Below are 21,447 nucleotides of genomic sequence, written 5' to 3'. Positions count from 1 at the left end.
AATTACAGAATTTCCAGCAGTTCCACTTCAAACATCAATGCACTGAAAGGTGGAATAGTCGCACCCGCGCCACGCTCGCCATAAGCCAGGCCGTGCGGGATGTACAACTTCCACTTAGAACCTACTGGCATCATGGATAAGGCTTCAATCCAGCCTGGAATAACACCACTGACCGGGAATTCTGCTGGCTGACCACGTTCAACTGAGCTATCAAATACCGTACCGTCAACCAGACGGCCCGTATAGTGCACACGAACACGGTCCTGGCGGGATGGGATCGGGCCATCACCTGCCTGTAACACGGAGAACTGTAAGCCAGACTCAGTGGTGGTCACATCATCACGCTTGGCATTTTCTTCTAAGAAGGTTTTGCCTTCTTCTACCAGAGCTTGCTGGCGATCAACACGCACTTTATCAGCCTTTTCGTGCACTTCTTGTAGTGCGCGATGTATTACATCAACCGGGACGGTCGGTGCATTCCCTTCCATCGCGTCACGCAAACCTGCCAACAGTGCTTCTGGCAATAAACCTTCCAGCCCGGACTCTTGCAATTGCTGCCCGATTTGTAAACCAATTCCGTAGCTCGCTTGCGCTTCAACGCTATCAAAAGAAGGGGTCGTCATGGATTTTCCTTTAGTCACTCATCATATTGAAGTTGCCAGCATAACAGCAGCAGGGGAGCGCGGTAAAATCTTGCGTCGTGAATGATGACTTTTGTCGAAGAAAAAGAAACAATGACACCCCGCGCGTGGATCCCGTTGAATGGCTCAAGCCCGTGATTCGGGTAATTAAAAGCACCCAACAAACCGTAGTTTGGAAGGTAACGGGGATAAAGGTATATACTTAGAAGCCTATGGGGTTACCGCCCATATTTAATTTTATGTTGTTTTACGTTGTTGAAGAGAGGTTACCATGGGCAGAATCGCGCCCAGGAGAAGGAAGAATAATCGGGTTTATCAACCACTGCTGCACACCTGGCTGACGATTAGGCAGAAGATCATGCCGGATTCTAAAGCTGCCGATGAGCAAAACCTGATGTCTGAAATCAGTGCGCCTGAGCACACAGCCTCTGCGGAGAACGTTGTTACTACTGAAGATAGCGTTGCTGCAAACGTTAATGTGCCCCCTGAATCCGTGGCAACCGCCACAGCAGAAAAGGGGATCAAAGGTCTGCTGCTGAAAATCTGGCATTTGCCGGACAGTTTCGAATGGATGGAACCTTTGCCTCTGTTCCATCGCCGCTGGGTTATTGTCGCCACCGCTGTATTGCTGCTGGCACTGCTGTGGCCCGCAGCGCGGGATAACACCAACCTTTCCTTCCCAGTGAGCGCGCCGTCCAGCAGCGCGCCACTACAAGCCCAATTACAGGGCAATCTTGATGCTCCGCCACCTCCAACGGTGGCGTCTCCCGAACCCGAACCACCGACTTTGACGCAGGGAAATTGGCAAAGTTATCAAATTCAATCAGGGAAAACACTGGCACAGTTATTCCGTGATAATAACCTGCCGGTCAATGAAGTTTTTGCGATGGCACAGGTTGAGGGTAGCGATAAGCCATTGAGTAATCTGAAAGCTGGGCAAGAAATCAAAATTATGTTGGACGCTCAAGGTGTAGTCGCCGCACTGGCCATTGAAACCACCAATAATACAGAAGTGCTGTTTACCCGACAGAGCGATGGCAGTTATCGTCGTGACCGTTAATCGCCGTTATCCATAGCCACTTTTGTCCTGCCCGTTACCTTCTTTGATATTGTCACGTCGTCTCTCCCGAATTAGGTTGTTTTCTGGATGGTTAACGCCATCCACCATTGATAACCACATTCATATACCCAACAGATTTCAAGATGCAGCCAGGCGACAAGCGCATAGATCCCGATGAACGTCCCCAAGAGTCATGACTATCGCCAACACACCAGCAGCCTGAAAGATAGCGGGTAGAAATAAAGGGAGTGACTATGATATGAAATACAAATTACCTTTTTTAATGCTATTCACCTCGTTTGGTACCTTAGCTCAGTTACATTGCCCGCCAGTGGATACAATTAAACAGATTGGTGGAGTTTACAGTGCACCTGCGGCAGGTAATGAAGAATGGGTTGGCATATTACAAGGTACCCTTCCACCAAACAGTTCAGTTAAAAATTTTAGTGAAGCGCTGATCATCATTGATAGTGATAAAAACAATATCGTTGGACAGGGTGAGTTTCAAAAGTGTACCTATAACTTGCAGGCGCAAGGTAGGCAGATAGATATGTTCTACGGTAATAAAACTTGGTCAGTATCGGTCAGTGGGCAACCACTCTGGGTGTACCAACAAAATCCTTTTCTAGAAATTTACCAGTGTTCAGGTGTTGCCGCCGAAGAGTGCAAGTTTGAAATTTTAGCGGCGGGTTAAGCTTTTAGTGTTGAGCCAAACATGCAGATGACTATTTTCATCAACCACCAAAAAGCAAAACGCCAGCACGAGGCTGGCGTTTTAGCAGGTTAACAGCAGCGTAACTTACGCTTCTGCAACCACGATCACGTTCAGTTTAGCGAACACGTCGCTGTGTACCTGGAAGTGAACTTCATGATCACCTGTGGTACGCAGAACGCCATTCGGCAAACGAACTTCGCTCTTGGTAACTTCAACGCCAGCCGCAGTTACTGCGTCAGCGATATCACGAGTACCGATAGAGCCGAACAGTTTGCCTTCATCGCCAGATTTAGAAGCGATGGTGACACTGCCCAGTTCGTTAATTTTGGTTGCGCGAGCTTGTGCAGCAGCCAGAACGCCAGCCAATTTGGCTTCCAATTCTGCACGGCGTGCTTCAAAGAACTCTACGTTTTTCTTCGTTGCCGGAACAGCTTTACCTTGTGGAACCAGGAAGTTACGAGCATAGCCCGCTTTAACGTTCACTTGGTCACCCAGGCTGCCCAGGTTTGCTACTTTATCAAGCAGAATAACTTGCATTACCTTATCCTCTCAAAGTCGTTAATGGACAGTGGCCGATTACTGATGACGATCAGTGTACGGCAACAAAGACAGGTAGCGTGCGCGCTTGATACAACGGGCGAGCTGACGCTGGTATTTTGCGCGAGTACCGGTAATACGGCTCGGGACAATTTTACCACTTTCAGTGATATAGTTTTTCAGCGTAGCGATATCTTTATAATCAATCTCTACAACGCCTTCCGCGGTAAAACGGCAGAACTTGCGACGACGGAAATAACGTGCCATTTGGCTAGTCTCCAGAATCTATAAATTCAATCTGCTCGGCATGCAGAACCAATTTGTTCAGCCCATTGCGACCTTGATGGCAGCTAATGAAGCCTTCAACGGTTAACTGACTGCCGACCGTTATACTGTGAGTTAATGCTTGTGACTTTTGTCCGCTGACAATAACCGGCATTCTGCACCATGTTTGTCGGCTAAATCCGGCTTCCTGCTGTGTTGATCGGTGCTCAAGCACAAATTGACAATGCGGAATACCAGAAGGACTTACTTTTCGAACCGGCGTCTTGCACACTGTGCCAGAAAGTACCAGACGATTAGTGGTCACCACGGCAATTACTCTTCAGAATCCCCAGCTTCAGAATCATCATTGGCTTCTGATGCGAAGTCGTGACGCTCACGGCGTTCGTCTTTCGCTTTAACCATTGGTGATGCTTCAGTTACCGCGTGTTTAACGCGCATAACCATGCTACGGATAACGGCGTCGTTGAAGCGGAAGTTTGTTTCCAGCTCATCGATCGCTTCCTGCGGGGCTTCAACGTTCAGCAGAACGTAGTGAGCTTTATGCAGTTTATTGATCGGGTAAGCCAGTTGACGGCGGCCCCAGTCTTCCAGACGGTGGATCGTACCAGCAGCATTAGTGATAGTTGCACTATAGCGCTCGATCATGCCCGGAACCTGTTCGCTTTGGTCAGGATGGACCATAAAAACGATTTCGTAATGACGCATCGATTATTGCTCCTTACGGATTATTCAGCCTCCTGATAGGGTCAACCGCGGCCCATGGAGGCAAGGAACGTGTTTGTGTGCGGCTGAAAAATGACGCGTAACTATACTTGCGGGCGGTTTGAAACTCAAGGACTGGCGGGGATTTATTCTTGTTCTGGCCCTTACTGCGCTAAAAAGGCATTTTTTGTTCATTAAATAACCAATGGATGTAGATCCATTAGTCTATTAAATCTTTCAATAAAATCATTGGCTCAGTGAAAATATCATTCATTTTTTTTGACCAAGTGAATCAATTACTACGTATTTTTAAATTAACAAAAGCGACTAGAATTATTTACATCCACCGCATATTAAGCGGTAGCGTTAATCGAAAGTTATTCAAAGTATATAAACATACCCTAAATAATTCGAGTTGCAGGAAGGCGGCAACTGAGCAAATCCTCAGGAGCTTACACCAGTAAGTGACTGGGGTGAACGAAGGCAGCCAACGCGCCTGCCACTTGAAGTATGACGGGTAAAAGATATTGGAGTCACCTATGAAACACACTCTCATCATCGCAGCCACGGTCAGTTTGCTCCTATCCGCCAACACGTTTGCCGCCACAGAAATCAGCCGCCAGGAAGCGATGCAGCAGCAGCGTGTCAGTATCGGCGAAATCTCTCTTAACCATAATGTGGTGTCACCGGATGACGCCGTGGCACAAATCAGCAAAATGGCTGATGAGCGCGGCGCTACGGCATACCACATTACTCAGATGCATGAGCCGGGTAGCAACAGCTCAATTCGGGTCAATGCTGAGATTTACCGTTAGACGCAGCAGTATAGATACAACACCAGTGAATACGACGACCAACAACCAAAAAAGCCCTTTGATATGCCCTTGCCCCCAGACCTTTGGGGGCTTTTTTATAAGTGGCTGCTGAAGAATGTGACTCCAGCCTTTAATGCACTTGGGGTAATTTTGTGGCCAATACCGGCCTCGGTAATATAGGTTAGCTGATTAGCGCGCCCGCTTGCCCTTAACGCCTGTACCAATCGCGTACTTTCTGCTGCTGGCACCACTTCATCAGCCTCGCCATGCCAGACCAATAAGGGCCGCTCTGCAATTTTTTCTAGCTGATGGTGCAGTTCATAATCCGCCAGCGGCGCTAAACGGCGCTCAAATTCAGCAGCGTTGACCGGCTGCCCTGCTTTCAATGGCGGAAACAGCGAGCGGGCCAGTGAGGTAAAATCACCTGACCCCATAAAGTCTGCGGCCACTTTCACCCATGGATAGCGAGCAAACGCTCCCAATGTGGTCATACCGCCCATTGATGCCCCCGCCACGCCAATGCGATCACCGTCAATCAATCCTGCTTGTTGATAATGTTGTTTAATCGCAGGCAACTCATCAATGTTTGATTTCAGGATCTCCCAGAAATAGGATAAGCGCTGTGATTCATCACCGTTAAACCGCGCACCGTGCATATCCGCATCTGGCAAGATGGTGCGAAAACCGGCTTGTGCGAAGGCATAGGCGAAGTAGGAATAGACCTCTTTTGATGAGGTGTAGCCATGATAGAAAAAAATGGTCGGTAGCGGCTGCTGGCGTTTACCCGCAGGGGCAGCATGAATCACCTCAATACCATTAATATTTTCCAGCGATATCTCAATCATGGCAAAAATCCTTTATTGATGCAGCGGAGCGTAAACAGGAAAAACCAGCGTAATATACCCAAGGAACAAGGCAGTGTGCCAAAATGAGGATATAAAGTCTTAAATCAATTTCTTCCAAGATATTACGCTTCACCTTGGGGTACTACGGTAACCGCGCCGTTGATAAAGAGGCAATAAATGAAGATAAAACGTGTGATGGGGGTTTTGCTGCTGGCGCTCGGGCTTTCGGGTTGTAGTGTTTTTCATACGACACCAGCACCCCCTCCTGCAATCCAGCCTTATGCACAAGAAATTACCCGCGCCCAGAGCCTTAATTTGCAAAAAGTAGGCACCGTTTCAGCACAGGTATTTGGTAGCCCGATGGATATAGAAGCCGAAATTCAACGTAGGGCTAATGCCAGTGGCGCGCCCTACTATTTGATTATTATGTTGTCCGACAGCATTTATCCCGGCACCTGGTATGCCAACGCACTGCTGTATAAGTAACTCATTGCTGCTGACTGCTGATTTACCTATTGAAAGCCGCTGCCGCGATTGAGCAGTAGCGCGCAAACCGCTTCCGGCAGCATATATTGATCACGGTGATCCAAGGTCATGCGGCACCAGGCATCGGCCAATGGTGGTGAGGCAAAACGCAGTAGCTGAGAAGCACAACACAGATCGAATAGTTGCTGAGTTAATGCCCGCCCTTGTTCCTCTTTGGGGTTTTTCAGCCGCTGCTGTAATTGCCGCCACCCACGATCAAACAATCGATTCTGCCCGCGAACCGGATAGAACTCCTGCTGTAGCATCTCGAGGGCTGCCGGTAGTTTGCGAAATGTGCGCAGTACATCAAGGCACATGATATTGCCGGAACCTTCCCAAATACTGTTTACCGGCATTTCACGATAGAGCCGTGGCAGTTCACTCTGCTCACAATAGCCAATCCCACCCAGCACCTCCATCGCCTCGGCAACAAACCCACTGCCTTGCCCACATACCCGATATTTAGCCGCAGGAGTCAGTAGACGGCTAAATATCTTCTCATGAGCCTCATCTGACTTTTCCCAGGCGCTAGCTAAGCGCATCAGCAGTGCTGTATGCCCCTCCAGACGCAATGCCATGCGGCTCAGCACTTGTCGCATCAAAGGTTGGTCTACCAGTGGCTTACCAAAGGCCTGCCGCTGCCACGCATGATACAGCGCGACGGAGAAGGCACGCCGCATCAGACCATGGCTACCCAGTGCACAATCAAAACGGGTATAGCCCCCCATTTTTAAAATTTGGCGCACACCGTCGCCCTCATCCCCCAATAACCAAGCAGTCGCATTATCAAACTCAACTTCACTGCTGGCATTGGAGCGGTTGCCAAGTTTATCTTTCAGCCGTTCTAATCGAATGGCGTTATAGCTGCCATCCGGCAATATTTTAGGCAAAAAGAAGCAGGATAGCCCGCCATCGGTCTGCGCCAACACCAGGTGTGCATCACTTTGTGGTACAGAGAAAAACCACTTGTGCCCCACCAGACGATAAGCCTCACCATTGCCCCGCCCCTCCAGCGGCTCAGCCCAGGTAGTATTACTGAGTACATCGGAGCCACCCTGTTTTTCTGTCATGCCCATTCCTATCAACAAGCCCCGTTTCTGGCTACCAATGGACTGATGGGGATCAAAGCGATCAGAAAGTAGTGGCGATAGCCAGTTTTGAAATAGTGGAGGGAGTGTTTGCTGTAGTAGTGGGATAGCACCAAAGGTCATGGTTATTGGGCAGAGCGTGCCCGCTTCCACCTGCGCATGCAGGATAAAACGCGCCGCACGGGCGGCAAAAGAACCGATTCGAGCATCTTCCTGCCACGGTAGATTATGCAGGCGATGATTGACCAGCTCTTGCATTAACATATACCACGCGGGATGAAATCGCACTTGGTTCAACCGCTGCCCGACAGCATCGTAGCGCAATAACTCAGGAGGATTGGTGTTTGCCAGCCGCCCAAGTTCAAGAGACTCCTGTGATCCCAATTGTAGCCCGATCAAAGAGAGAGTCTCTCCATCCCAACCAGCGTGTTCACGCATCACGGCTTCCCGCAACGCCATGTCAGACAAAAATAAATTACTGTTCGATAATGGCTCCGGCTGATTGAAAACCAAGTGAGTCTGCCACTCCATACCTTCCTCCATTTCGGTACTCTATCCAAAGTAACTGTACCATCGGCATTCATAAATCAGGGTTAAGTATGGTGCAGGCGCGAATTTTTGCTGGCAGGCTCATCACAAACGGGGATGAAAGCCCTCTATATCACTGATGATTTAATTAAAATCCCTATAAAAAAGCCAGCATCCGTAAATGCTGGCTTTCTGAACTCAATAGCAAAAGAGATATTACGCTTTCAATGCTCGCTGGCGCACAACTTCAAATAAGCAAACCCCAGTGGCAACCGAGACGTTTAGCGAAGAAACCGTACCCGCCATTGGAATACTGATCAGTTCATCGCAATGCTCACGGGTCAAACGGCGCATGCCTTCACCTTCAGCCCCCATCACCAGCGCCATCGGGCCAGTCATTTTGCTCTGATACAAGGTGTGGTCTGCTTCACCGGCAGTGCCAACAATCCAGACATTGTGTTCTTGCAGTAACCGCAGGGTACGCGCCAGATTAGTCACTTTAATCAATGGCACATTCTCAGCGGCACCACTGGCCACTTTCTTGGCAATAGCATTAAGCTGCGCTGAACGATCGCGTGGCACAATAACCGCATGGACACCAGCGGCATCGGCGCTACGCAAACATGCACCGAGATTGTGCGGGTCAGTTACGCCATCCAGCACCAGCAAGAACGGCATATCCACACTTTCCAGCAGGGCAGGTAAGTCATTTTCCTGATACTGACGCCCTTCACGCACTCGCGCTACGATCCCCTGATGGACACCCCCTTCAACCTGGGAGTCCAGCCATTGGCGGCTAGCCACCTGAATCACTAAACCGGCAGCTTCCAGTTCCGCGACCAAAGGTTGCAGACGGCGATCATCACGGCCCTTCAGAATAAAAACTTCCAGGAAACGTTGCGGATCATTGTCTAGCAGGGCTTTGACGGCGTGAATACCGTAAATAATTTCGCTCATGATGCTCTTTTATAATAAATGATTAAACATATACCCTAAATAATTCAAGTTGCAGGAAGGCGGCTAGTGAGAGAATCCCGATGAGCTTACGGTGTTGTAAGTGATTCGGGTGATTAAACGTAGCCAACGCACATGCAGCTTGAAGTATGACGGGTATAAATGATTAAATTAATGCGGGTGACCAAAGCCACCCGACAATCAGCAGGCCATTACTGGTCGCTGCTGGTTTTCTTCTTCGCACGCTTGGCCTTGGTGGCGGCGGCAATTTTTTTGGTTTTAGCGGACGCTCGTTTTGCTTTCGCTTTGGCTTTTTTCTCAGCCAGCGCTTTATCGTCCGGCTTAGCGGCGGCATCTGCTGGGCGGAATGCACTATCCGGCTCGAAGTTCACTGGTTTTTTTGCCCGACGAGGCCGTTGCTGACCACCACCGGCTGGCGCGCCATCACGGCGCGGAGCACCAGATGAACTGCCACGCCCACCACGACCGGTTGAGGTATCACGCATCGTGCGCTGCCCATCAGCTTTCTTCGCCTTATCACGGGCTGTTTTACCCTCACCGCGCGGCTTACGGGTACTGGAGACCAGAGCAAAGTCAATTTTGCGCTCATCCATATGTACCGCCTCAACCCGAATTTCTACGGTATCACCCAAGCGGTAAACCTGACCTGAGGATTCGCCGATCAGACGTTGGCCGATGTTGTCGTAACGGTAATAGTCATTATCCAGGCTGGAAACATGCACCAAACCATCAATAAACAGATCATCCAAACGCACGAAGAAACCAAAGCCGGTAACACTGGCAATGATCCCGGTGAAGACTTTACCAACCTGATCCTGCATAAAATCACACTTCAGCCAGTCCGCTACGTTACGGGTAGCTTCATCAGCGCGGCGTTCAGTCATTGAGCAGTGTTCGCCCAATTGCAGCATATCTTCGTATTCACTGTGCCAGCCACCGGTTGGTGTCCAGCGCTCTTTCTGATTGCCTTGCTCTTTGGCGAGCTGGTACTTGATAGCGCGGTGCATCGCCAAGTCGGGATAACGGCGGATTGGTGAGGTGAAATGGCCATAAGAGGCCAATGCCAGGCCAAAGTGACCCCGGTTTTCTGGATCGTAAATTGCCTGTTTCATTGAGCGCAGCAACATGGTTTGCAGCATTTCATGGTCCGGGCGATCGGCAACTTCATCCATCAGTACAGCGTAATCTTTCGGCTCTGGCTTCAAGCCGCCACCTAAGGTCAGGCCCAGCTCATTCAGCACGCTACGCAGTGCGGAGATATGGTCATCACTTGGGCGGTCATGTACACGGAACAATGCAGGTTCGTTGTGTTTTTCGACAAAACGAGCGGCTGCAATATTCGCCAAAATCATGCACTCTTCAATCAACTTATGCGCGTCATTGCGCACCGTCGATTCAATTCGTTCAATGCGCCGTTCAGCGTTGAAGATAAACTTGGCTTCTTCGGTTTCGAACGCGATACCACCACGCTCAGCACGGGCCTGATCCAGCGCTTTATACATGGTATGCAGTTCTAACAGATGCGGTACCAGCGGCTTATATTGCTCACGCAGTGTCTCTTCACCATCAATAATCCGCCACACTTTGGTGTAGGTCAGACGTGCGTGGGAGCTCATCACTGCTTCGTAGAACTTATACGACGACAGCTTACCCTGTGAGGAGATGGTCATCTCACACACCATGCACAGGCGGTCTACCTGCGGATTCAGGGAGCAAAGGCCGTTTGAGAGCACTTCCGGCAGCATCGGAACCACTTGCGACGGGAAGTAAACCGAGTTACCACGGCTGCGAGCTTCATCATCCAGCGCGGTGCGCGGGCGCACATAATAGCTGACATCAGCAATCGCCACCCACAAGCGCCAGCCACCACCGCGTTTCTTCTCGCAGTAAACAGCATCATCGAAGTCGCGGGCATCTTCACCATCAATAGTGACCAATGGCAGGTTGCGTAAATCCACCCGCCCTTTCTTCGCCTCTTCCGGTACTTGTTCTTTCAGATCCACAACTTGTTTTTCAACTTGTGGCGGCCAGGTATGGGGGATCTCATGGGTACGCAGTGCGATATCCACCGCCATGCTGGTGCCCATGTTCTCGCCGAGCACTTCAACAATCTTACCTACCGCTTTAGTCCGGCGGGTCGGGCGCTGAGTCAACTCGACCACCACCATATAACCCATCCGCGCACCGTTGATTGCCTCTGGCGGGATCAGAATGTCAAAACTCAATCGACCATCATCTGGTACCACAAAACCGGTACCGGCATCAGTAAAGTAACGACCAACAATCTGGCTGGTTTTCGGTACTAATACGCGCACAATACGCGCTTCACGGCGACCTTTGCGGTCTGCGCCAACTGCTTGGGCCAATACCACATCACCATGAATGGCGGTTTTCATCTGTTCTGCGGAGAGATACAGGTCGTCTTTACTGCCTTCAACGCGTAAAAAGCCGAAACCATCACGGTGACCAATAACAGTCCCACGCAGTAAGTCGAGACGCTCAGGCAAGGCGTAGCACTGACGACGGGTGAAGACCAATTGCCCATCGCGCTCCATAGCGCGCAGGCGGCGACGCAGTGCCTCTAAAGGCTCTTCGCCGGTTAAATTAAGTTCATTGGCCAGCTCTTCACGGCTGGCAGGTGTTTCGCGCTTCGCGAGATGAGCCAAAATGAATTCCCGACTAGGGATCGGTGACTCATATTTTTCTGCTTCTCGTTCCAAGAATGGATCTTGTGACATTGCGGTTCCTCCGTTGTCAGCAGCAGGTCTTATACCCTGCGTACTTGAAGCCGCAGGGGTGTTAGCTGCGCGCTCTCACCCGAATCACTTACCAGTGTAAGCTCATCGGGATTCGTTTACTGGCAGCCTACCTGCAACTCCAAGTTCTTTGGGTATATATATCTTTGATTAAGCAAAAATCTACTCAACAAGTAACAGTTTGTAGAGCGGGGAATTATCTTTAACCATGTCAGCCAAAGTATAGTTATCCAGCTCGTTAAGGAAACTCTGTACCGCCTGATTAAGCACTTGTTTCAGACGACAAGCGGGTGTTATGTGGCAAAAATCACTACTGCAATTCACCAGAGACAGTGGCTCCAGTTGGCGCACAACATCACCAATTAGAATTTGGTTAGCCGGTTTACCCAACCGTATACCACCATTTTTGCCCCGCACGGCGGTCACCAGACCGACACGGCTCAACTGATTGATTATTTTAACCATATGATTGCGAGACACGCCATATACCTCAGTTACCTGAGAAATGCTGGTCATTTGGCCTTCCGGTAGCGAGGCCATATAAGTAAGCGCCCGCAAACCATAATCAGTAAAACTTGTTAACTGCACGTATACCCCTGAGTATCAATTTACCCGGCTTAACCCCATCGGAAATAACACTTTTTGGATAGGTTATAAGTGTGATTCAGAAAACTCATATCCTACATAACTCGAGTTACAGGAAGGCGGCAACTAAGCGAATCCCCAAGAGCTTACATCAGTAAGTGATTAGGGTGAATGAAGGCAGCCAAACGCACATGCAACTTGAAGTATGACGGATATATTCTTTGAATGATAAACCAGCCATAAAGCTTGCGGCTAATCATTTAGGTGAAGGGTGGCGCTTTTGGTATAAAACGGCATATCCGAGGTCACTTCTGCATCTAATTATACCCAAAATAGCTGGCTTTGCAGTTAACAATGTATAACGGGTATATACCCTAAATAATTCGAGTTGCAGGAAGGCGGCAAGAGAGAGAACCCCGATGAGCTTACATGAGGTAAGTGATTCGGGTGACAAATCGGTCAGGAACCGATTTGAACGCTGCTTGCAGCAGCCTCGCAGAGGCGAGGCCCATGGACGGGCCGAGTAACGAACGTAGCCAACGCACATGCAGCTTGAAGTATGACGGGTATAAACAATAAACCGGACTTAAGCCCGGCTTATTAAAGTCTGAATTCTGACTATTTGGCGGTTAGCCACTTAATCATAAATCAAACGAATCATGCATCAAATGGGTCGCGCAGGATCATGGTTTCTTCACGATCAGGACCGGTAGAGATAATATCAACCGGAACACCGGTCAGCTCTTCTACTCGTTTGATGTAGTTCAGGGCTGCCTGTGGCAACTTGCTATGTTCTTTCACACCAAAGGTGGTTTCTGACCAGCCTGGCATGGTTTCGTAAATTGGCTCGATACCTTCCCAACCTTCAGCAGCCAGTGGGGTAGTATCAACTTCGCGACCATCTGGCATGCGGTAGCCAACACACAGCTTCACTTCTTTCAGACCATCTAACACGTCCAGTTTGGTCATACAGAAACCAGACAGGGAGTTGATCTGCACGGCACGACGCACTGCAACGATATCCAACCAACCGGTACGACGGCTACGGCCTGTTGTTGCGCCATATTCGTTACCTTGCTTACGCAGGAATTCGCCAGTTTCATCATTCAACTCGGTAGGGAATGGACCTGCACCTACACGGGTGGAATAAGCTTTAACGATACCTAAGACGTAATCAACATAACGTGGACCCAAGCCAGAGCCTGTGGCTACGCCACCAGCAGTGGTGTTAGATGAAGTTACATACGGATAAGTACCGTGATCGATGTCCAGTAAGGTGCCTTGTGCGCCTTCGAACATGATCAGATCACCGCGCTTGCGGGCGCTGTCCAACAAGTCAGAAACATCAACCACCATGGCGGTCAAAATATCAGCAATAGCTAATACTTCATCCAGCACTGTTTGGTAGTCAACTGCGTCAGCTTTGTAGTAATGCACTAACTGGAAGTTGTGGTAATCCACAATTTCTTTCAGTTTGATAGCGAAGGTTTCTTTGTTGAACAAATCGCCTACGCGCAGACCACGGCGGGCAACTTTGTCTTCATAAGCAGGACCAATACCACGGCCGGTAGTACCAATCGCTTTTTCACCACGTGCTTTTTCACGCGCATTATCCAAAGCCACATGATAAGGCAGGATTAATGGGCATGCTTCGGAGAGTAACAGTCGCTCACGTACAGGCACACCGCGCGCTTCAAGTTCTGTCATCTCTTTCATTAAAGCGTCAGGTGCCAATACAACACCGTTGCCGATGATGCTGGTTACGTTTTCACGCAGAATACCTGAGGGAATTAAATGAAGAACGGTTTTCTCACCGTTGATAACCAAAGTATGGCCAGCGTTGTGACCACCTTGATAGCGCACAACATAATTAGCCCGTTCAGTCAGCAGGTCAACGACCTTGCCCTTACCTTCGTCACCCCATTGGGTGCCCAGTACGACGACGTTCTTACCCATCTCAAAAATCACCAGGTTGCTTAAAAAAGGATTCTAACATCTCATTCGGCTGCTTTCAGTACTTTTTAACACATAACTGAACAATTTTTGTGCTTACATTCAGCCACCCATGCGGCTACGCAACATGTAGTAGATAACCACACCAGCAACCACTAATCCGCCACCAAAACGGCGCAAAGTGGCATCCGGTAATTGGGTCATCGCCTGAATCATTTTGCGCCAGGCTTTGGGGTACAGCATCGGGCCAAGCCCTTCGAGCACCAAAACCAGACCCAATGCTAACAAGATGGTTGAATTCATTGTTTGTCTCAAATGGAAAAGGCCCGCGTTAACGGGCCTTACTGTTACGGTCAAGACGAGCTGTAACGACAGCCGTTATGGACGTTTGCTGGAGTTATCCGGCGACCTCATATAACGGAAGAAATCGCTATCCGGGCTCAGAACCATCACATCATTGCCGCTGTTGAAGCTGTTTTCATACGCACGCAAGCTACGAATGAAGGCATAGAAGTCTGGGTCTTTACTGAATGCGTCAGCAAACAGACGAGCTGCTTCTGCATCACCGCCACCACGAGTAATACGCGCCTGACGTTCTGCTTCTGCCAGTGTACGTGTTACTTCATAGTCAGCTGTTGCACGCAACTTCTCTGCTTCTTCCTGACCTTGTGAACGATGACGACGGGCTACCGCTTCACGCTCAGCACGCATACGTTGGAAGATAGCATCAGACACTTCAGCCGGTAAGTTGATCTGCTTGATTCGCACGTCAACAACCTCAATCCCTAGCGCCGCCATACTGTTAGGGTTAACCGCAGGCTGTTTGCCACGGGTTTCCTGCTCAACACGGGCTGCCGCAGAGGCAATTGCATCATCAGCTTCGGTGGTCACAGCTTCATCACCCACACTACCGGTGTTCAGCGCATCACGGACATCTGAAGTCAAACGCCCACGTGAGTCAGTAACGATGTCACGCACGTTCAAACGACCAATTTCAGAACGCAAACGGTCACTAAACTTACGTTTCAGCAGCACTTCGGCCTGAGAAACATCACCACCACCGGTGGCCAGATAGTAACGACTGAAATCGCTGATACGCCATTTCAAATAGGAGTCAACAATCAGGTCTTTCTTCTCGTTGGTAACGAAACGGTCAGCCTGGTTGTCCATGGTTTGAATACGGGCATCCAACCTTTTCACTGTTTCGATAAACGGTATCTTGAAGTGCAAGCCCGGCGCATACACCAGCGGCTTGTTATCACTATCACGTAATACCTTGCCAAAGCGTAGCACGATGCCGCGCTGGCCTTCCTGTACCACAAACAGAGAAGCGTAGAGTGCGATTAACACCACAACGACGATAAGTAAAAAAGACTTACGCATTGGTTATTCTCTCCCTACGCGAGTGGAAGTATCACGCTGAGCATTCGCCCGGCGCTGATCCATGATAGAGCCACTGGTTGAGCTGGTATTGGCGTTGCTTGCACCAGACTCTTGACTGCTATTAGCAGAAGAAGGCGGATTCAGACGAATCAGGCTTGTGTCTTTATTGCCATCCGCTGCCTTATCTGCACCTTGGCCGCGCAGCATTTGGTCCAGTGGTAACACCATCAGACTATTACCCTTATCACTCGCCAGTACTTTGCGGGTATGACCGAGGACCTTCTCCATCGTTTCGATGTATAGGCGCTCACGGGTAATTTCTGGTGCCGCCTTATACTCAGGCAACAACTTAGCAAAACCTGCGACTTCACCTTGTGCTTCCAACACTTTACGTGCGGCATAAGCACGCGCATCTTCTAACAGACGCTGCGCCTGACCATTCGCCCGTGGTTGGACTTCGTTGGTGTAAGCTTCCGCTTCACGAATATACTGTTGTTCGTTTTCACGGGCTGCAATCGCATCATCAAATGCCGCTTTAACTTCTTCTGGTGGACGCGCCGCCTGGAAGTTAACGTCCAGCAGCGTTATACCCATATTGTATGGACGAATAGTTTCTTCCAGTACACGTTGAGTATCGCTACGAACGATGGTACGGCCTTCGGTGAGGATTTTGTCCATGGTGTATTTACCAATAACACCACGTACTGCGCTGTCAGTTGCCTGACGCAAGCTGTCGTCCGGGTTAGTCACGCTAAACAGATAAGCGGCCGGATCAGTCACACGGTACTGCACGTTCATTTCGACGCGAACCACGTTCTCATCAGAAGTCAGCATCACGCCGGACGCTGCCAATTCACGTACCGATTCAACGTTAACTGGCGTTACTTCATCGATAAAGGTCGGTTTCCAGTTCAAACCAGGCTGTACAATGTGGCTTAATTTACCCAAGCGAGTAACGACACCGCGCTCGGCTTCTTTAATTGTATAGAAACCACTTGCCGCCCAGATAACCACCACAGCAACCACAGCAATGCCCACAATCCGGCCACTGAAACCAGGGCCTCTTGTCGTACCACTGTTATCATTGCCGCTGCCGCCACCTTTACCACCGAGGCTACTCAGTTTTTTGCTCAGTTTTCGAAAGATATCATCCAGATCAGGCGGCCCTTGGTCACGACCACCTTTATTATTGTTATTTCCGCCAGAGTTGCCGCCATTATTATTGCTGCTCCCCCACGGATCGCGGTCCTGTCCGTTATTACCGGGCTGATTCCACGCCATGTTTTAGCTCCATTCTTCTATGATTGGTTTTCTTCAGGCCAAGAGCACATGCCAAAGAAGCTGGCTCTTAATCTCACAAAAAAGATCAGGTAATCAACTAATTAGTCGCACCGACTAATTAATAATATAACTGACCAAATCTTGCTCTTGTTTACAGAGACGACGCCAATCAACGATAGGCATTCTGACCACCATACCGACGTTTCCGTCCTCGTCTATCCACTCTTTTTCAATTGCCTGAAGCTGGTAAAAACGGCTACGTAGACGACCTGCCTGAGGTGGCAAACGTAATTCAAAGTGTGCGATCTCACCTGAAAGACGCTCCGTCAACGCTTGAAAGAGCAACGAGATCCCTGCGCCGGTTTGGGCCGAAAGCCAAACTCTGACTGGCAGATTGTCTTCGTTGCGATCAATTCGCGGGACAAAATCATCCAACAAATCAATTTTATTCATTACTAATAATGTAGGTATTTCATCCGCTTCGATTTCTGCCAAAACAGAATCAACTGCGGCCATATTCTCGGTTACCCGAGGGTCTGCTGCATCAATAATGTGTAACAGTAATGAGGCTTGCCGTGTTTCTTGTAATGTCGCTTTAAAAGCAGCGACCAAATCATGCGGCAAATGCCGGATAAAACCTACCGTATCCGCCAACACTGTATCGCCCACATCCGCCACATTAATACGGCGTAAAGTAGGATCCAGCGTGGCAAATAATTGGTCAGCCGCATAAACATCAGCTGCCGTAATTTTGTTAAACAGGCTGGATTTACCGGCGTTGGTATATCCCACCAAAGATACTGTCGGAATTTCAGCACGGGTACGCGCACGTCGCCCCTGCTCACGCTGCTTTGCCACCCGCTCCAAACGGCTCAAAATCAAGCTGATACGGTCACGTAACAAACGGCGGTCGGTCTCCAACTGGGTTTCACCTGGCCCTCTTAGGCCAATCCCCCCCTTTTGACGCTCAAGATGCGTCCAGCCACGTACCAAACGGGTCGCAATATGGCGTAATTGCGCTAATTCGACCTGTAATTTACCTTCGTGGGTACGGGCCCGTTGGGCAAAAATATCTAAGATTAGTCCAGTACGATCAATGACCCGACACTCACACAAACGCTCAAGGTTTCGCTCTTGCGCTGCAGAAAGGGCATGATCAAACAAGACAACAGACGCGCCACTGGCTTTCACCGCGTCAGCAATTTCTTCGGCCTTTCCTTCACCGACAAAATACTTAGGGTGCGGTGCTTTGCGACTACCCGTCACAATTTGCAAAGCTTCTACGCCCGCAGAAGATACCAGCGCTTCAAATTCACGCAGATCTTCTGAGTTTTTGTCTTGCGAGAAATAGATATGAACCAGTACGGCCTGCTCACCGGCTTCATAGCGGTCAAACAAACGTGCAACCTCTCAAACGGATTAAAACCGCTAGTGCGGAGAACATAAACCCGAATCCGTTGTTTATGTTCCCCGTCATGGTCGACCAGCAATGCGCTTTATTCAGCGTCATCGCTATCCTGCTGCGGTTGTTGCGGCGCAGACGGATTACTACCATGATAATTATTGGTGCTTCCACTCGGCGTATTGCTGTGATGCGAAACCGGGCGAGAAGGCACTACAGTAGAGATGGCGTGTTTATAGACCATCTGACTGACTGTGTTTTTTAACAGAATGACAAACTGATCAAAAGACTCAACTTGGCCCTGCAGTTTAATGCCATTCACTAAATAAATAGAAACCGGAACCCGTTCACGACGCAATGCGTTCAGGAACGGATCTTGCAAAGATTGCCCCTTAGCCATTCTATATTTTCCTTATTTGCTTGTTGTTTTTAACTAAGAACCTATCGGCTCGAAAATAAACTGCGTAAAAAAAATCCGCGCGTTGAGTACTAATCAATTGTACACAATCATTCAACCTATGCACTAACAACCTGTATTACAGAGTCTAAAGCCTCTCCCGGCTTATCACTGTCGAGCCACTGAACTGAACTCCAGCCCCGTAACCAAGTCATTTGGCGCTTTGCCAGTTGACGTGTCGCACAAACTCCACGGTAAACCATTTCGTCGTAATCAATCTCACCGGACAGATAAGACCACATCTGCCGGTATCCCACACAACGAATGGCAGGCAAATCCGTATGCAAATCACCGCGGTTAAAAAGCGCCCTAGCCTCTGTTTCAAACCCTGCGTCCAGCATCTGATGAAAACGTAATTCAATCCGCTGGTGCAACAGTTCCCGGCTAACAGGCGCAATCGCAAATTGGTGAACCCGATAGGGTAAGGTTTCACCCGAAATTTTAGTCAGTTCCGTTAAAGTTTTACCTGAAATAAAAAAAACTTCCAGTGCTCTAGAGAGCCGTTGGGGATCATTAGGATGAATTCGCGCCGCTGCAACCGGGTCTACCTTGGCCAATTGCTGATGCAATGCCTCCCAACCCAGCTCAGCGGCCTGCTGTTCAATACGCTCGCGCACTTGCGGGTCTGCAGGTGGCAACGGAGATAATCCTTCCAACAGCGCTTTAAAATACAGCATGGTCCCCCCCACCAGCAGCGGAATTCGCCCGGCAGCGGTAATATCGGCCATCTCTTTCAATGCATCTTTACGGAAATCAGCGGCTGAGTAGGATTCAGCCGGGTCACGGATATCAATCAGCCGGTGTGGTGCTAACGCCAGTTCTTCAGCACCAGGTTTAGCGGTGCCGATATCCATGCCACGATAGATCAAGGCAGAATCGACGCTGATTAACTCCACAGGTAACCGCTGACGAAGCGCAATGGAGAGCGCTGTTTTACCACAAGCGGTTGGCCCCATAATAAAAATTGCCGGTGGCCGGTCTAGATTTTCAATATCATTCATGTGTTAGGGTTGCCAATGCAGCCTTTATATCAATAGGTTGTAATAATCCAGCAGGCGGTGATTGCACCAACTGCGGACAAAGACGTTCCACATCCGTCAATAACTGTATCGCTTGAGACATATTCCAAACCTCATGTTCGCTGCCAAGGTGGCGGGCAATCCATGTGGCCAGAACATCTGGCGATATCTCTTCATGCTGCGACAGATAGCCTAACAGTTCCGGTATCAGTTTTTGTAAATTTTGTTGGCGTAATGGTAAAGATACCGCACGTAAAGTGGCTCTTGTCTGCTCAACAGTCAATTCTATCCCCATAGTAACCAATAAGTTCTGATGGCGCAGACAGGCTGCGGCCTCATTCTTATCTAATGTCAGTTTTAATGGAATAAGTAATGGCTGAGGGCGTAAACCCTCGGCTGGCGGATTCAGTTGAGCTTGTTTCAGCCAGCGCTCGGCAACAGTCAGTGCCAATAATGCCACACCTTGCTTATATTCAATCAAAGCATAGCAAGGTGGGAATACCGTTAATACTCGGCCAAAGCTGTAATAATCGCCATGAAGTGGTTCATCTGCTGATGCAAAGCGCGGGGCTGGCACCGATGCAGGCTGTTCTATGGCTTGGCCCACAGCGGCCGGTTGCACCAATTGACGATACAATTCGCCTTGCTGCTTTTGGTAGGGTTGCCCAGCGCTATAGCCAGGTGCTGCCTGTTCACGGGCAGGAGACCGCGCTGCCGCTAGCGTGGGTTCTGAAGACGATACTTTATCTGAAACCCGTGTCCGTTCTGCCGCTGGCGCTTTTGCAGGCTCCGGTTGCGCATATTTATTCCCCCCCGCCGCCACACGATTTTCCGGCTGCCAGCGTGGTGCTTCTATCTCTTCACCATCTTCATTGATATTTAGCACTGGCGAGGCAGTCTGCTGTAAAACAGTGGTAACAGCCTGATAAATAAAGTCATGTACCAACCGCGCCTGATGGAAACGCACCTCATGTTTCGCCGGATGCACATTTACATCCACCTGATGTGGATCAATATCCAGATACAAAACATAAGCGGGTTGTTGATCATCTTTGAGTAAATCTTGATAGGCCTGACGGATAGCGTGATTAATCAACCGATCACGCATCATGCGATTATTGACGTAACAATACTGCATTTCACTGAGTGTACGACTGGCGGCAGGATCAGCCACCCAACCACGAATAGTCAAATCACCATGTTGCCAGGAAATGGCCAGTGCATGCTGCAAAAACGCCGGGCCACAGATGCTCGCCAGCCGACGCTCGTGCTGTGAAGGGTCAGGGGCTGCGCGGTACTGACGCATTAACTTACCGTTATGACTCAGATTGATCGCCACATCAAAGCGCGCCAGCGCAATGCGCCGCACCACTTCATCAATATGACCGAACTCGGTTTTTTCAGTGCGCATAAATTTGCGGCGCGCTGGCGTGTTATAAAACAGATCCAGCACTTCAAGGGTACTCCCCACTGGATGCGCCGCTGGCTTGATAGTGACGGCCATATCACGCCCTTCCGCATAAGCCTGCCAGGCTTCATTTTGTTCGGCAGTGCGGGAAGTCAAAATCAGACGTGAGACTGAACTGATACTGGCCAGTGCTTCGCCACGAAAGCCCATGCTGAGGATAGCTTCCAGATCTTCTAGCGAACTTATCTTACTGGTGGCATGGCGCGCCAGCGCCAGTGATAAATCTTCTTTGCCGATGCCGCAGCCATTATCGCGGATACGAATCAGTTTGGCGCCACCCCGTTCAATATCGATATCAATCCGGGTGGCTCCTGCATCCAGACTGTTTTCTACCAACTCTTTAACCACCGACGCAGGCCGCTCTACCACTTCACCGGCGGCAATTTGGTTAGCAAGCTGTGGTGGCAGAATATGAATCGGCATAGCA

At 49.6% G+C, this 21,447-nt stretch carries 22 protein-coding genes; 4 read left to right on the top strand and 18 right to left on the bottom strand.

Annotation, left to right across the window (positions count from 1 at the left end):
• Window positions 1-2: 2 nt before the first annotated feature.
• Window positions 3-623, bottom strand: coding sequence for a peptidylprolyl isomerase (locus Q2T71_RS00955; RefSeq protein ID WP_372557831.1), 621 nt, complete (start codon window positions 621-623; stop codon window positions 3-5).
• A 289-nt stretch (window positions 624-912) separates the two neighbouring features.
• Here Q2T71_RS00955 and Q2T71_RS00950 point away from each other — a divergent pair, with 289 nt between their 5' ends.
• Entirely contained in the window at window positions 913-1,701 is a 789-nt protein-coding gene (locus tag Q2T71_RS00950; RefSeq protein WP_372557830.1) for a LysM-like peptidoglycan-binding domain-containing protein, read from the top strand.
• Window positions 1,702-1,960: 259 nt separating this feature from the next.
• Window positions 1,961-2,395, top strand: coding sequence for a DUF3757 domain-containing protein (locus tag Q2T71_RS00945; RefSeq protein ID WP_372557829.1), 435 nt, complete (start codon window positions 1,961-1,963; stop codon window positions 2,393-2,395).
• A gap of 105 nt (window positions 2,396-2,500) precedes the next feature.
• Here the strand turns inward: Q2T71_RS00945 and rplI are convergent, their stop codons facing one another.
• Genes rplI through rpsF form a run of 4 tightly spaced genes read right to left on the bottom strand, consistent with a single transcriptional unit; the run spans window position 2,501 to window position 3,943 of the window.
• The gene (rplI, locus tag Q2T71_RS00940) at window positions 2,501-2,953 is read right to left on the bottom strand and encodes a 50S ribosomal protein L9 (protein ID WP_372557828.1); all 453 of its coding nucleotides are present in this window, start codon (window positions 2,951-2,953) and stop codon (window positions 2,501-2,503) included.
• Window positions 2,954-2,992: 39 nt separating this feature from the next.
• Entirely contained in the window at window positions 2,993-3,220 is a 228-nt protein-coding gene (rpsR, locus tag Q2T71_RS00935; RefSeq protein ID WP_002210155.1) for a 30S ribosomal protein S18, read from the bottom strand.
• 4 nt (window positions 3,221-3,224) lie between these two features.
• The gene (gene priB, locus Q2T71_RS00930) at window positions 3,225-3,545 is read right to left on the bottom strand and encodes a primosomal replication protein N (protein ID WP_049613473.1); all 321 of its coding nucleotides are present in this window, start codon (window positions 3,543-3,545) and stop codon (window positions 3,225-3,227) included.
• 5 nt (window positions 3,546-3,550) lie between these two features.
• Complete coding sequence (gene rpsF / locus Q2T71_RS00925; RefSeq protein WP_002210153.1) at window positions 3,551-3,943, bottom strand: 30S ribosomal protein S6; 393 nt, start codon at window positions 3,941-3,943, stop codon at window positions 3,551-3,553.
• Window positions 3,944-4,479: 536 nt separating this feature from the next.
• On the opposite strand from rpsF, the gene Q2T71_RS00920 reads away from it, so the two are divergent.
• Window positions 4,480-4,755: a DUF1471 domain-containing protein gene (locus Q2T71_RS00920; RefSeq protein ID WP_372557827.1), complete on the top strand. Its 276-nt coding sequence runs from the start codon at window positions 4,480-4,482 to the stop codon at window positions 4,753-4,755.
• Between the two features lie 95 nt (window positions 4,756-4,850).
• Here Q2T71_RS00920 and yjfP read toward each other — a convergent pair whose 3' ends face one another.
• On the bottom strand, window positions 4,851-5,600 hold the full coding sequence (yjfP, locus tag Q2T71_RS00915; protein WP_372557826.1) for an esterase: 750 nt from the start codon (window positions 5,598-5,600) through the stop codon (window positions 4,851-4,853).
• 177 nt (window positions 5,601-5,777) lie between these two features.
• On the opposite strand from yjfP, the gene bsmA reads away from it, so the two are divergent.
• Window positions 5,778-6,086 carry a biofilm peroxide resistance protein BsmA gene (gene bsmA / locus Q2T71_RS00910; protein WP_005193286.1) on the top strand — a complete coding sequence of 103 codons (309 nt, stop codon included), beginning with the start codon at window positions 5,778-5,780 and terminating at the stop codon, window positions 6,084-6,086.
• Window positions 6,087-6,112: 26 nt separating this feature from the next.
• Here bsmA and Q2T71_RS00905 read toward each other — a convergent pair whose 3' ends face one another.
• The 12 genes from Q2T71_RS00905 to mutL form a co-directional block, all read right to left on the bottom strand.
• The gene (locus Q2T71_RS00905) at window positions 6,113-7,756 is read right to left on the bottom strand and encodes an isovaleryl-CoA dehydrogenase (RefSeq protein WP_372557825.1); all 1,644 of its coding nucleotides are present in this window, start codon (window positions 7,754-7,756) and stop codon (window positions 6,113-6,115) included.
• 201 nt (window positions 7,757-7,957) lie between these two features.
• Complete coding sequence (rlmB, locus tag Q2T71_RS00900; protein WP_005193288.1) at window positions 7,958-8,698, bottom strand: 23S rRNA (guanosine(2251)-2'-O)-methyltransferase RlmB; 741 nt, start codon at window positions 8,696-8,698, stop codon at window positions 7,958-7,960.
• Between the two features lie 209 nt (window positions 8,699-8,907).
• Window positions 8,908-11,454, bottom strand: coding sequence for a ribonuclease R (gene rnr, locus Q2T71_RS00895; RefSeq protein ID WP_372557824.1), 2,547 nt, complete (start codon window positions 11,452-11,454; stop codon window positions 8,908-8,910).
• Between the two features lie 180 nt (window positions 11,455-11,634).
• Complete coding sequence (gene nsrR / locus Q2T71_RS00890; RefSeq protein WP_083160967.1) at window positions 11,635-12,060, bottom strand: nitric oxide-sensing transcriptional repressor NsrR; 426 nt, start codon at window positions 12,058-12,060, stop codon at window positions 11,635-11,637.
• A gap of 654 nt (window positions 12,061-12,714) precedes the next feature.
• Window positions 12,715-14,013, bottom strand: coding sequence for an adenylosuccinate synthase (locus Q2T71_RS00885; RefSeq protein ID WP_083160969.1), 1,299 nt, complete (start codon window positions 14,011-14,013; stop codon window positions 12,715-12,717).
• A 99-nt stretch (window positions 14,014-14,112) separates the two neighbouring features.
• Entirely contained in the window at window positions 14,113-14,313 is a 201-nt protein-coding gene (locus Q2T71_RS00880) for a DUF2065 family protein (protein ID WP_005193214.1), read from the bottom strand.
• 75 nt (window positions 14,314-14,388) lie between these two features.
• Window positions 14,389-15,393 carry a protease modulator HflC gene (gene hflC / locus Q2T71_RS00875; protein WP_083160971.1) on the bottom strand — a complete coding sequence of 335 codons (1,005 nt, stop codon included), beginning with the start codon at window positions 15,391-15,393 and terminating at the stop codon, window positions 14,389-14,391.
• Between the two features lie 3 nt (window positions 15,394-15,396).
• On the bottom strand, window positions 15,397-16,674 hold the full coding sequence (gene hflK, locus Q2T71_RS00870; RefSeq protein ID WP_083160973.1) for an FtsH protease activity modulator HflK: 1,278 nt from the start codon (window positions 16,672-16,674) through the stop codon (window positions 15,397-15,399).
• Window positions 16,675-16,788: 114 nt separating this feature from the next.
• Window positions 16,789-18,072, bottom strand: coding sequence for a ribosome rescue GTPase HflX (gene hflX, locus Q2T71_RS00865; protein WP_083160975.1), 1,284 nt, complete (start codon window positions 18,070-18,072; stop codon window positions 16,789-16,791).
• A 98-nt stretch (window positions 18,073-18,170) separates the two neighbouring features.
• Complete coding sequence (gene hfq / locus Q2T71_RS00860; protein ID WP_002209151.1) at window positions 18,171-18,476, bottom strand: RNA chaperone Hfq; 306 nt, start codon at window positions 18,474-18,476, stop codon at window positions 18,171-18,173.
• Between the two features lie 116 nt (window positions 18,477-18,592).
• Entirely contained in the window at window positions 18,593-19,534 is a 942-nt protein-coding gene (gene miaA / locus Q2T71_RS00855) for a tRNA (adenosine(37)-N6)-dimethylallyltransferase MiaA (protein WP_372557823.1), read from the bottom strand.
• The gene (mutL, locus tag Q2T71_RS00850) at window positions 19,527-21,443 is read right to left on the bottom strand and encodes a DNA mismatch repair endonuclease MutL (RefSeq protein WP_372557822.1); all 1,917 of its coding nucleotides are present in this window, start codon (window positions 21,441-21,443) and stop codon (window positions 19,527-19,529) included. Before mutL ends, miaA begins: the two co-directional genes overlap by 8 nt.
• Between the last annotated feature and the right edge of the window lie 4 nt (window positions 21,444-21,447).

This window comes from Yersinia sp. 1652 StPb PI (assembly GCF_041538345.1).
Lineage (GTDB): Bacteria > Pseudomonadota > Gammaproteobacteria > Enterobacterales > Enterobacteriaceae > Yersinia > Yersinia enterocolitica_E.
This window is presented reverse-complemented; position numbering and strand designations above follow the sequence as displayed.

Excerpts from the sequence above, each read along its gene's own strand:
- Q2T71_RS00905 (WP_372557825.1), bottom strand. The coding sequence starts at position 7,756 with ATGGAGGAAGGTATGGAGTGGCAGACTCACTTGGTTTTCAATCAGCCG.
- Q2T71_RS00920 (WP_372557827.1), top strand. The coding sequence starts at position 4,480 with ATGAAACACACTCTCATCATCGCAGCCACGGTCAGTTTGCTCCTATCC.
- Q2T71_RS00955 (WP_372557831.1), bottom strand. The coding sequence starts at position 623 with ATGACGACCCCTTCTTTTGATAGCGTTGAAGCGCAAGCGAGCTACGGA.
- Q2T71_RS00880 (WP_005193214.1), bottom strand. The coding sequence starts at position 14,313 with ATGAATTCAACCATCTTGTTAGCATTGGGTCTGGTTTTGGTGCTCGAA.
- Q2T71_RS00950 (WP_372557830.1), top strand. The coding sequence starts at position 913 with ATGGGCAGAATCGCGCCCAGGAGAAGGAAGAATAATCGGGTTTATCAA.
- yjfP (WP_372557826.1), bottom strand. The coding sequence starts at position 5,600 with ATGATTGAGATATCGCTGGAAAATATTAATGGTATTGAGGTGATTCAT.
- rnr (WP_372557824.1), bottom strand. The coding sequence starts at position 11,454 with ATGTCACAAGATCCATTCTTGGAACGAGAAGCAGAAAAATATGAGTCA.
- rlmB (WP_005193288.1), bottom strand. The coding sequence starts at position 8,698 with ATGAGCGAAATTATTTACGGTATTCACGCCGTCAAAGCCCTGCTAGAC.
- Q2T71_RS00885 (WP_083160969.1), bottom strand. The coding sequence starts at position 14,013 with ATGGGTAAGAACGTCGTCGTACTGGGCACCCAATGGGGTGACGAAGGT.
- mutL (WP_372557822.1), bottom strand. The coding sequence starts at position 21,443 with ATGCCGATTCATATTCTGCCACCACAGCTTGCTAACCAAATTGCCGCC.
- hflK (WP_083160973.1), bottom strand. The coding sequence starts at position 16,674 with ATGGCGTGGAATCAGCCCGGTAATAACGGACAGGACCGCGATCCGTGG.
- miaA (WP_372557823.1), bottom strand. The coding sequence starts at position 19,534 with ATGAATGATATTGAAAATCTAGACCGGCCACCGGCAATTTTTATTATG.
- rplI (WP_372557828.1), bottom strand. The coding sequence starts at position 2,953 with ATGCAAGTTATTCTGCTTGATAAAGTAGCAAACCTGGGCAGCCTGGGT.
- Q2T71_RS00945 (WP_372557829.1), top strand. The coding sequence starts at position 1,961 with ATGAAATACAAATTACCTTTTTTAATGCTATTCACCTCGTTTGGTACC.
- rpsF (WP_002210153.1), bottom strand. The coding sequence starts at position 3,943 with ATGCGTCATTACGAAATCGTTTTTATGGTCCATCCTGACCAAAGCGAA.
- bsmA (WP_005193286.1), top strand. The coding sequence starts at position 5,778 with ATGAAGATAAAACGTGTGATGGGGGTTTTGCTGCTGGCGCTCGGGCTT.
- rpsR (WP_002210155.1), bottom strand. The coding sequence starts at position 3,220 with ATGGCACGTTATTTCCGTCGTCGCAAGTTCTGCCGTTTTACCGCGGAA.
- hflC (WP_083160971.1), bottom strand. The coding sequence starts at position 15,393 with ATGCGTAAGTCTTTTTTACTTATCGTCGTTGTGGTGTTAATCGCACTC.
- hfq (WP_002209151.1), bottom strand. The coding sequence starts at position 18,476 with ATGGCTAAGGGGCAATCTTTGCAAGATCCGTTCCTGAACGCATTGCGT.